This is a genomic window from Thiomicrospira sp. R3 (genome assembly GCF_029581415.1).
In the GTDB taxonomy this organism is placed as follows: Bacteria; Pseudomonadota; Gammaproteobacteria; order Thiomicrospirales; family Thiomicrospiraceae; genus Thiomicrospira.
The window spans coordinates 100,702-113,723 of the sequence record NZ_CP121121.1 but is presented as its reverse complement, the minus strand read 5'-3'; the positions used below and the strand labels follow the sequence as shown (position 1 = coordinate 113,723).

General features: G+C 43.8%; 10 protein-coding genes and 1 pseudogene. All 11 read left to right on the top strand.

What is annotated here, in order from left to right; translation table 11 throughout:
* The first annotated feature begins 1 nt into the window (after position 1).
* The 11 genes and pseudogenes from P8S55_RS00525 to P8S55_RS00475 all read left to right on the top strand — a co-directional run bounded on the left by P8S55_RS00525 (position 2) and on the right by P8S55_RS00475 (position 13,003).
* Positions 2-286, top strand: coding sequence for a hypothetical protein (locus tag P8S55_RS00525; protein WP_289224352.1), 285 nt, complete (start codon positions 2-4; stop codon positions 284-286).
* Between the two features lie 21 nt (positions 287-307).
* Positions 308-1,828: a DegT/DnrJ/EryC1/StrS family aminotransferase gene (locus P8S55_RS00520; RefSeq protein ID WP_289224351.1), complete on the top strand. Its 1,521-nt coding sequence runs from the start codon at positions 308-310 to the stop codon at positions 1,826-1,828.
* A gap of 3 nt (positions 1,829-1,831) precedes the next feature.
* Positions 1,832-3,652 carry an ABC transporter ATP-binding protein gene (locus tag P8S55_RS00515; RefSeq protein ID WP_289224350.1) on the top strand — a complete coding sequence of 607 codons (1,821 nt, stop codon included), beginning with the start codon at positions 1,832-1,834 and terminating at the stop codon, positions 3,650-3,652.
* 358 nt (positions 3,653-4,010) lie between these two features.
* Positions 4,011-5,273 (top strand): hydroxymethylglutaryl-CoA lyase-like TIM-barrel protein, encoded by a 1,263-nt coding sequence (locus P8S55_RS00510; RefSeq protein WP_503010450.1) that lies wholly within the window; start codon positions 4,011-4,013, stop codon positions 5,271-5,273.
* A 4-nt stretch (positions 5,274-5,277) separates the two neighbouring features.
* Positions 5,278-5,967, top strand: coding sequence for an acylneuraminate cytidylyltransferase family protein (locus tag P8S55_RS00505; protein WP_289224348.1), 690 nt, complete (start codon positions 5,278-5,280; stop codon positions 5,965-5,967).
* Positions 5,964-6,644: an HAD family hydrolase gene (locus P8S55_RS00500; protein ID WP_289224347.1), complete on the top strand. Its 681-nt coding sequence runs from the start codon at positions 5,964-5,966 to the stop codon at positions 6,642-6,644. The genes P8S55_RS00505 and P8S55_RS00500 overlap by 4 nt, the downstream gene beginning before the upstream one ends.
* A gap of 21 nt (positions 6,645-6,665) precedes the next feature.
* Positions 6,666-7,094 (top strand): hypothetical protein, encoded by a 429-nt coding sequence (locus P8S55_RS00495; protein WP_289224346.1) that lies wholly within the window; start codon positions 6,666-6,668, stop codon positions 7,092-7,094.
* A gap of 133 nt (positions 7,095-7,227) precedes the next feature.
* Positions 7,228-8,202: pseudogene (locus P8S55_RS00490) on the top strand (IS5 family transposase).
* 198 nt (positions 8,203-8,400) lie between these two features.
* Entirely contained in the window at positions 8,401-9,057 is a 657-nt protein-coding gene (locus tag P8S55_RS00485) for an HAD family hydrolase (RefSeq protein WP_289224345.1), read from the top strand.
* Entirely contained in the window at positions 9,054-10,016 is a 963-nt protein-coding gene (locus P8S55_RS00480) for a sulfotransferase family protein (RefSeq protein ID WP_289224344.1), read from the top strand. The genes P8S55_RS00485 and P8S55_RS00480 overlap by 4 nt, the downstream gene beginning before the upstream one ends.
* Positions 10,017-10,354: 338 nt before the next feature.
* The gene (locus P8S55_RS00475; protein WP_289224343.1) at positions 10,355-13,003 is read left to right on the top strand and encodes a reverse transcriptase domain-containing protein; all 2,649 of its coding nucleotides are present in this window, start codon (positions 10,355-10,357) and stop codon (positions 13,001-13,003) included.
* The last annotated feature ends 19 nt before the right edge of the window (positions 13,004-13,022 follow it).

Genomic DNA, 13,022 nt, shown 5'->3' with positions numbered 1-13,022 from the left:
CATGCTGACACAAGCAATAAAAATGGACAAGGGATGGTATATCCCCACTTCATTGGGATTAGATTCATTAAATGAAAATGTCATCAATTTGAGTGTTGAACTGGCACAAAACCAATCGAACCGCTTTGACTATAAAAACTTGCAAGCAATTGATGTTTTAGAACGCTATCAAGAAAAACAAGCAAGAGAGGTGGTTTTACCCATTGATGAAAAACTCAAGGAATTGCTCAAACAAAAACTTGAACTCACTTCGAATAGTTTTAGTGAGTCGTTAAGGGCTATTTAAGGTTTATTTAAGGTTTATTTAATGTATATTTTTGATAATAATTTCATAATCGATGTCATTACCCAGCGTTATGAGAAAGAGAAAAGCTATACGGATGTTTTTTTACTGTGCTTAAAACAGCGAAAAGTAGCGCTATCAACCTCCCAATTGCATAATTTGCGCTATGTAATAAAAAAGCATTTCACAAGCTTTTATTCTGATTATTTAGTGTTTGAAGCCAAGTGCCGATTCATTAAAACGCCGGCAATCGTTGCGCTTAACTCAGTGCTCGCAGAAGCAGACATGGATGATTATTTAATCGAATTATCAGCAAAAACAGTCGGCGCAAAAGTAGTCACCAGTGATAAACGGTTTCTAGCCCTCTCTGAGTGCGCGATTCATCCGACCCAACTCTATGCCGAATTGCTACTCAGAACCGACAACAAACCAATACCGTTTTTAGACCTCAAAGCCATTAACCAACAATACACCCATGAATTTGAACACGCCTTCGACCAAGTACTAAACTCCGGCTGGTACATTCAAGGCAGCCAAGTTAAAGCCTTTGAACAAGAATTTGGCGACTACTGTGGCACCAAACACGCCATTGGCGTGGCGAATGGCTTAGATGCGCTGATTCTAATCCTAAGAGCCTACAAAGAACTCGGCAAGCTCAAAGAAGGCGATGAGGTTATTGTGCCCGCGAACACCTACATCGCCAGCATACTCGCCATCACCGAAAACCGATTAAACCCCATACTAGTCGAGCCCGATGCCCAAACCTACAACCTAGCACCAGGCCTGGTTGAGACAGCCATCACCCCAAACACCAAAGCCATTTTAGCGGTACATCTTTATGGCCAACTAGCCGATATGCCCGCCATTAACGCCATAGCCAAAAAACACAATTTATTAGTGATTGAAGACTCCGCTCAATCCCACGGCGCACAAATCGACGGCCGCAAAGCCGGCAACTGGGGCGATGCCAGCGGCTTTAGTTTTTACCCCGGCAAAAACTTAGGTGCACTTGGCGATGCCGGCGCAGTGACTACCAACGACGACCAACTCGCGCAAACCATCCGCGCACTAGGCAACTACGGCAGCCACAAAAAATACCAAAACCTCTACCAAGGGGTTAACAGCCGCCTAGACGAGCTGCAAGCCGCACTGTTAAGAGTCAAACTCAAAAACCTAAACACCGAAACCAAACGTCGTCAACAAATCGCGAAAATGTATATAGAAGGCATTAAAAACGACGCAATCGTTTTACCCCTCACGCCTAACACCTCACCCTTAACACGTAAAGACTGTGTTTGGCATTTATTTGTTATACGCACCACCAACCGCGAAAAGTTACAAAACTACCTAACCGAGCAGGGCATCCAAACCCTAATCCACTACCCAATCGCCCCGCACCACCAACAAGCCTACCAGGCCTGGTCAAACCAAAGCTACCCCATTAGCGAAGCCATGCACCAAGAAGTGCTCAGCCTGCCCATAAGCCCGGTGATGTGTGATGCGCAAGTACAACACGTAATTCAAATAATAAACGACTATAAATAACCCATGATTACACTAATTAAAGAACTTTTCCAACTCTTAACCCCCAGCCAGCGCAAGCGTTTTTATACGCTGCAAATTCTGGTGATCATAATGGCGCTAGCCGAAATTGTCGGCATCGCGTCCATTGCACCGTTTATGGCCCTAGTGGGCGATGTCAGCATGCTCGAACGCGACAACATCCTCGCCAACCTATACCAACAATCTGGCATACAAAACCCCTATGATTTTGTCTTCTGGGTGGGTATCGGTGTGCTTGGTGCGCTCACGATGGCCGCCTTAATTTCAATGTACACCATCTGGAAACTCTCTATGTTCGCTGCCAAAGTCGGCACCGAAATCGCAGACCGCCTCTACACCCACTACATGAACCAGGCCTGGTTATTCCACGCCAGCGGCAGCAGTGCGCAACTCACCAAACAAGTCTCCAACGAAGCCGTGCGTGTCACCGATGCCGTCATCCAGCCCCTCATGCAAATGAACGCCCGCGTTGTACTCGCGCTGTTTCTATCCATCGCTATTTTCGCCTACAACCCAATCGTCGCGATAACCGGGTTAGCGATCTTCGCGGTAGCATACATATTACTTTACAAACTCGTACGCAAACGCCTGCAAAAAAACGGCCAAACCCTAACCAATGTCGCCACACAACGTTTTAGACTTTTAAACGAAGGCTTTGGCGGCATCAAAGATGTCTTGTTACTCAATCGCAACCAAGATTTTATCGACCGCTTCGAACAAACCGGTCAAGAGTTCGCCTATGCGCGAGGTAACAACAACGTCCTTGGACAAGTGCCCCGATACTTTATGGAGCTGCTCGCCTTTGGCGCCATGATTGGCCTGGTGCTCTATCTCATCGTTTCCCACCAAGGTAACCTAGGTGTCGTGCTCCCCATTGTCGCTGTCTACGCCTTAGCCGGCTTTAAACTCCTGCCCGCGTTCCAACAAATTTACGCCTCAATCGCGCAAATAAAAGGCAATATCGCCGCCTTTGAAGCGATTCGTGAAGACCTGCTCGCCAGCCAAAAACGACAAGAGCAAAACGCAAAACAAACCACATCACAAAAAGCACAACAAATCAACGCCCGTTTAACCCTAAAACAAGCCATTCAGCTAAACCAAGTCACCTTTAACTACCCGGGTAAAACCAAACCAGCGTTAAGCAACTTAAACATGACCATCCCTGCCAACAGTGTCATCGGAATCGTCGGCCCATCCGGTTCGGGTAAATCCACCGCTATCGACCTATTGCTCGGCCTCATCGACCCACAACAAGGCCAATTGGTCATCGACAACACCCCGATTACCGAACAAAACAAAAGCGCCTGGCAAAACACCATCGGCTTCGTACCCCAAAGCATCTACTTATCCGAAGGCACCATAGCCGAAAACGTCGCCTTCGGCATACCAGTAAAAGACATCAACCTAGACCAAGTCACCAAAGCCCTAAGCCTGGCACACCTAGACGAACTCGTGCAATCGCTCGACAACGGCATTCACACCAAAGTAGGCGAGCGCGGCGTGCAACTCTCCGGCGGCCAGCGCCAACGCATCGGCATCGCCCGCGCCCTCTACCACGAGGCAGATGTACTGGTCTTCGACGAAGCTACTAGCGCCCTCGACGGCATAACAGAAAAAATGATTATGGAAGCCATTCACGACTTTAGCGGCAAAAAAACCATTATTATGATTGCCCACCGGCTAAAAACTGTACAAAAATGCGACACCATATTTATGATCGACCAAGGCCAAGTAACCGCCCAAGGTACCTATCAAGAGTTAATCGAAACCAACGAACATTTTAAGAGGATGGCGAGCCATGCCTAACACAAACACAATCCATTTAGACTGCACGCTGCGCGATGGCGGTTATTACAACGATTGGGATTTTGCACCAGGCCTGGTAGCAGACTATTTACAAGCCATGGCGGCTTTGCAGGTGGACTTTGTCGAAATCGGCTTAAGAAGCCTTAAAAATGATGGCTTTAAAGGGGGTTGTGCCTTTAGTACCGATTCGTTTTTAAATGGTTTGCCGATACCTCAAGAACTGCGCGATAAAATAGGTGTCATGATCAATGGCTCGGAACTGACATCTAAACAATCACCAGGCCTGGTCGCCACGCTAGAAAAACTCTTTACCCCCAAACCACAATCCCCCGTTACCTTAGTTCGCATTGCCTGTCATGTGCACGAATTCGAAACCTGCTTACCCGCCGCCAGCTGGTTAAAAGCGCAGGGCTATTTAGTCGGCTTTAACCTGATGCAAGTTGCGGATCGTTCACCAGAAGAAATCACCCAACTGGCAAAAAAAGCCAGCAACTACCCCATCGACGCCCTATACTTTGCCGATTCGATGGGCAGCCTTTCGCCTAACGAAGTCACTCAAATTACCCAAGCCTTTAGAGCGGGCTGGCAAGGCGCACTCGGTATTCACACCCACGACAATATGGGGCAAGCGATTGCCAACACCCTACAAGCCATACAAGATGGCGTGAGCTGGGTGGATTCGACCGTAACCGGCATGGGGCGAGGCCCGGGCAATGCCCAAACCGAATACCTCGCGCTGGCACTCGAACCCTATCGTAAAGCCAAAGGCAATCCCACCAAGCTGTTTGAACTTATTCGCAAACACTTCAAACCCCTACAAGCCCAATACGGCTGGGGAACCAATCCCTATTACTACATGGCAGGGCAATACGGCATCCACCCAAGCTATATCCAAGAAATGCTCCAAGACTCACGCTACAGCGATGAAGATATACTGGCGGTGATAGACCATTTAAAAATCGAAGGTGGTAAAAAGTTCAGCCTTGACACCCTAGAAGCCGCCCGCCATTTCTATTCTGGCGAACCGCGCGGCACCTGGTCACCCAAATCCGTCATCCAAGGTCGTGATGTCCTGATTGTCGGCACGGGTCCGGGCGTAGCAAAATACCGCACAGCCATCGAAGCCTTTATTGAACAGCATCAGCCCTATGTTATAGCACTCAATACGCAAAAAAATCTGCGCGAAAACCTAATTAATGCCCGCGCCGCCTGTCACCCCGTGCGCCTGCTTGCCGATTGCCACGAACACCTTAACCTGCCACAACCGCTGATAACCCCAGCGTCCATGCTCCCCGAAGACGTACAACAAGAACTCAAAACCAAAACCCTGTTAGATTTTGGTATCTTAGTGAGCAGTGCAGGATTTGAGTTTCATGAACACTATGCGCAACTACCGACCTCATTGGTAATGGCATACAGCCTAGCAATGGCAACGTCCGGTGATGCAAAAAGAATTTATCTTGTCGGTTTTGATGGTTACGCAGAGGGTGATCCAAGAAACAGTGAATCCGAAGCGATTATTAAACACTACTTGAACTCTGAAAGTTCAATAGAGCTAATTAGCTTAACGCCCACACGTTATCGTATAAAAAAACAAAGCCTATTTAGTAAGCTGGATTGATATTATGAAAAACATAAATGTATTTTTACCTTGTCGTAAGGGTAGTGAGCGCGTACCAAAAAAGAATATTAAGCCGTTTGCAGGGTTTAAAAATGGGTTAATAGAGATAAAGCTCAATCAATTAATTGAAGCCCAAAACATAAAAGCTGTATACCTTAGCACCAATGATGATGAAATCCTCGACTATGCTGGCAGTTTAAATAACCCAAAAATTATTATACATAAACGTCTAGAGGAATTGTCTTCAAGCCGAACTAGCACCGATCAACTTGTCACGCATGCGTTAGATTTGATTAAAGAAGGTGAGATATTATGGACGCACGTCACATCACCGTTTTTAACCTCCCAAGCTTATGACCAAATCATTGAAAAATACTATGCAGAGAAAAGAAATGGTTTTGATTCGTTAATGACTACTAACTTAATACATGCCTTTTTATGGAATCAAAACGGTCCAATAAATTACGACCGTGAAAAAGAAAAATGGCCAAGAACACAAACGTTAAAACCTATTCATGAAATCAACAGCGCGGTATTTTTGGCTAGTGCGGACATTTACAGAAGTTTAGATGACCGAATTGGTCAAAATCCTTACCTCTATCCACTTGATAAAGTACAAGGTTTTGATATTGATTGGCAAAATGATTTCAATATTGCGCAAGCGATGGTTCAAGCAGGCCTGGTCAAATTATGAGCATGACAAAAAATATCACACAATACCAAACCCTCGTTTTTGATTGTGATGGCGTGGTACTTAATTCTAATAAAATCAAAACTCAAGCTTTTTACGATGTGGCTAAAGTTTATGGGCATGAACCCGCCCAAGCCTTAAAAGACTATCACGTGCAAAACGGTGGCATTTCGCGGTTTGTTAAGTTTGAATACCTGCTCACCGAGATTCTCAAAAAACCGCTTGACCAAACCGAGTTAAAACAACTGCTGGAAAACTTTGCGCAGGAAGTTAAAAAAGCCCTAATGACCTGTGAAGTGGCCGAAGGCTTAGCCGAATTGCGCGAACAAACAAAACACGCCAACTGGCTAATTGTATCCGGCGGCGATCAACAAGAATTGCGCGAAGTGTTTAAAGCCCGTGGCTTAGACCACTTCTTCAACGGCGGCATCTTCGGCAGCCCTGACACCAAAGACATCATCCTCGCCAGAGAAATCGAAAACAACAATATCACCCAACCCGCTCTATTCCTCGGCGACAGCAAATACGACCACCAAGCCGCCCAAACCGCAGGCCTAGACTTCATCTTCCTAACCCAATGGACAGAAGTAAAAGACCACCAGGCCTGGTGTTTAGAGTTAGGTTTAAAAGCCACCAGCAATTTAGCAACCTTGCAACAAGATAAATACGACAGGCTGTAAGACTCTACTAAAGGAACGATTATGGAATGGAAAATTTTTTTTCTTGAAATACTAAAAGCTTCGATATGGCCTGCTTTTTTATTAACTTTGCTTTTGCTTTTTAAAAAACAATTACGTGAACTTTTAGAAAAAATATCAAAATTTCAAGTGGGAAATACAAGTGTTGAATTTGGGAAGAAAATATTAGCTAAAGAGGTTTCAGAACGCCGTCAGGCTACAGAATACACTCCCAGTTTGACCAGGGAGGATATTTTTAACATTCCCGATGAGGATTATGAGTTTATGATAAAAATATCAGAAAATTCTAAATTCATGCCAGTTGAGAAATCAGACAAATTTAGATACAACTCATTGGTAAACAATGGGTATTTTATAATAGATAATGGTGAGTATAAACCAACTGATAAAGGTGCTGAGATTATTGCTGCACTAAAATCTATTTATCACTAATAGGTATAAACCATCTTAATTTATGTTGAGACCTTTGCACGAGAAAAGCTTGCCAAACCACTATAAATCTGCAAGTTTTGCGATTAAGAGTTAAAATAACAAACAATTATTACATATAACTGGATTTTATCACATGGCATGGAAAAACCTCTCACAGACCTCACTCGCTGATGCACTTATCTGCCCCCATCCGGCACTCAATGAATTAGATGGAGTTGAAGAGCTAATTGACTGGTCAGCGTGTGAAGCCTTAATGCTCAATATCCATAACAACCCAATGGGTGAGCGTGCCTTCCCACCACTACTCATGTTCAAGATCCTATTATTACAAACCTGGTACAACCTCAGCGATCCAGCCTGTGAAAAACAACTGGCTCGCGATTTATTATTTCGTCGCTTTGTCCAGCTCAGCTTAACCGATAGCGTACCTGATCACGCTAGCATCTAGCGTTTTCGCCAACGCCTACAACAAGACAACCTATTGAATGCCCTATTTGAAAACATCAATCATCAGCTGCGCCAACAAGGCCTGATCATGAAAGCCGGTGAAGTCAGTATTATTGATGCCAGTGTTATCCAAGCCAAAAACAACCGCCCCAACAAAAACGCCAAAGGCGAAAACACCCAAGACACCGAGGCCAGCTACAATGTCAAAACCGCCTCCAATGGCAAGAAAACATCGACCTACGGTTTTAAAGCCCACATTAATGTCGATGAAGACGGATTCATTAAAACCAACGACTTCACCACCGGATCAAGCCACGACTCTCAGACCTTCGAGACCCTATTAACGGGCAGCGAAAAAGTCGTGTATGCCGATAGTGCCTACAAAAGCCAAGCGCACGACAAACTACTCAAAACCAAGCGGATTAAAAATAACATCCTGCACCGTGCTTATCGCAATACAGCGCTCACCGAACAACAAAAGCAACACAACCGATTAGCCTCAGAAGTACGCTACATCGTGGAGCGCACCTTTGGTGTATTAAAACAGCACTATGGAATGGCACAAGCCCGCTATAACGGCCTAAAGCGCAATGCGGCAAAATTAACACTCATGTGTATTGGATACAACCTAAAACGCGCAATAAACATACAACTGAGCTAAGGCTCAAGGGGTGCGTGTATCCAAAAAAACAGGATATGCGCACAAAATAGCAAAAAACCGTCATAAAAGTGACGTAAAACAGCAAAAAAGGACTAAATTGCAAGTTCTATATTCAAAAAAGTCGAATTTTAGAATTTGACTTTAGAAATAGCGGGGTTTTGCAAAGGTCTCTTCAGTTAGGTATGGAATTAAAAGAAAATGACAAGCAATCTTAAAAAATACCTAACCCTCGTTTTTGATTGTGATGGCGTGGTACTTAATTCTAATAAAATCAAAACTCAAGCTTTTTACGATGTGGCTAAAGTTTATGGGCATGAACCCGCCCAAGCCTTAAAAGACTATCACGTGCAAAACGGTGGCATTTCGCGGTTTGTTAAGTTTGAATACCTGCTCACCGAGATTCTCAAAAAACCGCTTGACCAAACCGAGTTAAAACAACTGCTGGAAAACTTTGCGCAGGAAGTTAAAAAAGCTCTAATGTCCTGTGAAGTGGCCGAAGGCTTAGCCGAATTGCGCGAACAAACAAAACACGCCAACTGGCTAATTGTATCCGGCGGCGATCAACAAGAATTGCGCGAAGTGTTTAAAGCCCGTGGCTTAGACCACTTCTTCAACGGCGGCATCTTCGGCAGCCCTGACACCAAAGACATCATCCTCGCCAGAGAAATCGAAAACAACAATATCACCCAACCCGCTCTATTCCTCGGCGACAGCAAATACGACCACCAAGCCGCCCAAACCGCAGGCCTAGACTTCATCTTCCTAACCCAATGGACAGAAGTAAAAGACCACCAGGCCTGGTGTGAAGATCTAGAATTAGAAATGAAATTAAATTTAAAAGGATTAATTGAATGAATATTATTAATATAGGTGGTTGGTATGTTGGAAATACTGCGATTTTGGATTGGATGGACGGATTTGAAGAGCTTGCATTTGTTAAGGGTGATTTTAATGTAACCCGCCTTGAGGGCGGAATAATGGATATGATGGCTGAAAAGGATATTAATAGGAAGTTACAATTAATTAATAATCAAAAAAAAGAATCTATTAAAGGTTTGGCAAGGGCATTTAAAAGCCTTGTTGGCCGCTACACCAAGCATATTATGAAACCCAGAATGTCACCAAGTTATAACGGGCATTTTCGTTTTCATTCAGATTACTTAAAATATTTATCCCGTTATGAAAACATGTTAAAAGCAGGTGAAAAATTTGATGAAATTAATTTTTGGCAAAATTGGTTATCCACGCTACCTAAACTAGACTCTGGTCATAAAAACTATAAACATATTGTATATCAGAACCCTTTTTTTTATGATGAAACCTATGCTGGTCATAAAGATATATGGCCACAAATTTTTTCACCTTACAAGATGATATTTGTCCATCGCGATCCATTAGACCAGTTTTCCGATATAGTAAATAGTGGTGGGCATTTGAATGTTTCCTGGCCAAGGTTCCATGGTGGTACTGAGAATATGCACCCAGCTGACAGGTATTTTTCAATTGCAAAAAAACTTTATACCGCTAGATTGCGCATGGCAGAAAATCTAACAAAAGATGATTTGGTTATTTTTTCATTTGAAGATTTTTTGCAAAACCATGAAAGGGTTACGACTGAACTGAAGAGCTTTCTTGATATTAGCAGTGAACGAAACCAGAATAATAAAAGGTTTGTTCGAGAAAAGTCTTTAAAAAATATTGGCAAAGGCCAGCATAATCAAGAAGCCTTAAAGCTTTTAGAGAATAAAAAATATGTCTTAGACGAGTTAAATGAACTTCGTAATAAGCTGAGTGAGCATCGGTGTGCGATTTAATAAAAAGAAAAGTGAATGTTAATTTGCAAACATAGAAGGCGCGGACAGTCGGCTGGAGATCCTGAAACAAGTTCAGGATGACGGGGTTAGAGTTCAGGATGACGGGGTTAGAGTTCAGGATGACGGGGTTAGAGTTCAGGATGACGGGGTTAGAGTTCAGGATGACGGGGTTAGAGTTCAGGATAACGGTATGGAGGCAGGAAGACGAAAACCCCCACCGTCATTCCAGCGAAGGCTGGAATCTTTTTGGGGTTGGGGTGGTATCGGGGTGAATCGCCCGAATGGGGTTATTTTAATTAAAGAAAATTTAATGCTTTTAGCAAAGTTGATTATTGTTTATGCACCAAGCGCAACCAGCAGAATTACATCTTGAACTTAACGATGAAAATCTCATCAAGCACGATTTGATGGCAATTGCGTGGAAGAAAGCGCATCACTATATCCGTTCAACCAATTGGTATGCCGACAACTTTGAGTTGGATAAATCGGCGTTGGATTTGCATGATGCTTGTAAATCTTGGGCGAATGATGTCAAAGATGGCAGTGTTTGTTTTAAACCACTTGAGTTGGTTCCCGCGCCAAAAACTCAAGTTTGGCATTTTATGCCGTCAAGAATTTTAAGTAAAAATATGCCTTGCCTTGATTGGCAGCCAGTAATCCCAGAGTCTAAACAAGATCAAAAGAGTGAAACGGATAAAAATTATAGCTATCCCGTAAAACTCCGCCCTTTAGCGCACATAGGCATTAAAGAGCAAACTATTATGACTTTGGTGATGATGTGTTTGGCGAATGATGTCGAAACTCAGCAGGGTGATCCGGCGACCGAGTACGAAGAGGTTCACGATAAAAAAATCGTCAGCTATGGCAATCGAATCTATTGTACCTATCGTGATGGCAAAGCCGAGCACAGCTATGGCGCGACCACGGTTTATAGCAAGTTTTTCCAAGATTATCAAAAATTCCTTCAACGTCCTTATTTCTTCGCTAATCGTCACTTAACCGAAAAAGCACCGGACGAAGAGGTGTACCTGGTTGAGTTAGATTTGCGCCAGTTTTTTGATTGTGTGGATCGAAAAAAATTGATCGAAAAAATTCAAAGTTTCACCAAAGTCGAGGCTAACAAAACTTTCGAGAATAGAGTCGTGCGCTCGGTTTTGAATGCTTTTGACAGCTGGGATTGGGCTAAGGAACAGCAAAATTTGTATGAAGTATGCAAAACCGACTTGGTTGATGATTATCCTAGTGGCATTCCCCAAGGCCTAGTGGCTGGCGGTTTTTTAGCCAATATTTATATGTTGGATTTTGACTCGGAACTTGCCGGATTAATGGGTCAAAACCTAAATAATAACGATGACAGCAAAATCAAACTTCTTGATTATTGCCGCTATGTGGATGATATGCGTTTGGTGCTGCTAGGGCCTAAACGATACAAAGACAACCGCCCCAACCCGGCTGATGAAATTAAAAAAATTATAAACAAGTGGTTTAATGAAAAGTTAGAACTACTTGTACTCAAGCTGCAAATTAACGATACCAAAACCAAGGTCAAAATTTATCGTGGAAAAACGGACGGCATCTCCCAACAGTTGAACGAAATTCAAAGCGCGCTCAGTGGCCCAGTGTCCTTTGAGGATGCGCAAGATCAGCTCACGCAATTAGAGAGTTTATTGTCGATTTGCCCGCAAAAAGAAACCGAACAAGACGGGGAAAATTGCAGGCTCAATCGTTTAGCCGATATTGAAAAAAATATTTTTGATGTGCGCGATGATACTTTGCAGCGTTTTGCCGCCAATAAAATTTCAAAAACATTGAGCACCATTCGTCACTTCACCGCGCGTGAAGTGGATGAGCATAATCAAGCCATGTCCGGCGATTGGGATTATTTACAAGAACGCATGGCGCGGCGGTTGATTGCGGTTTGGAGTCGTGATCCTTCGTTGGTTTTATTGCTCGTGCGGATGGATACAGTTTTAGAACAAACTTGTGGGGATAGTGAGCAGGATTTGATTTTTAAATTGGCTAAGGGTTTTAGAAGAATTTCACTGCCTGATACCGTGGATTCAAACCAACTTGCGCATAGCATCATTATTGCCATGGTGCAATCCAAACTACCGCACAAAGCCGATTTTACAAAAGCAGGCCTGCTGCTAGACGCGCCGCAATATCGTGTAAAACATCGCAGACATGTAGCACGAGTTTCGCAATTAGTGTTAAAGCATATCGAAGCCCAGCGAACCGATGTGGCCGATAATGACAACAAAAAGCACCAGATAGATTTAATTATTTGGCCGGAGCTATCCGTGCATCCAGAGGATATGGATATTCTTAAACAGCTTGCGCAAAAAACCCACGCAATAGTGCTAGCGGGAATGGGCTTTGAGCATCAGCACGGCATAAAAGGCCCAATTAACCGTGCCGTTTGGATTGTGCCCAAAACACACAATGGCAACCAAAACGAGTTGATTCGCTATCAGGGCAAATGGCACATGACAAAAGATGAGCGCAAGGTGGGTATTCAATCTTGGCGACCCTATCAACTGGTACTTGAACTTTTGCATCCACAGTTTGCGCAAGCGGAAGGTTTTAAACTGACAAGCGCCATTTGCTATGATGCTACCGATATAAAGCTGAGTGCGGATTTGGTCGATAAATCCAATGCGTTTTTTATACCTGCGCTTAATTTAGATGTGAATTCGTTCGATACCATGGTCGAAGCCTTGCACTATCACATGTATCAACCTGTCGTGCTCGTAAATACCGGCGAATTTGGAGGCTCTTATGCCATGGCGCCCTATAAAGAACACCACCACCGGCTCATTGCCCACGCAAGCGGCAACGACCAAGTAGCCATTAACACCTTTGAACTCAATATGTTCGATTTTAGGCGCGATGGGGTGGGTAAATCATTAAAATCAAAAACCAAACTGCTTAAAACCCCACCCGCGGGATTTGAAAAGGCAAAATTGACCCATAACGGATTGTTTTAACATGAATAGAAATCACCAG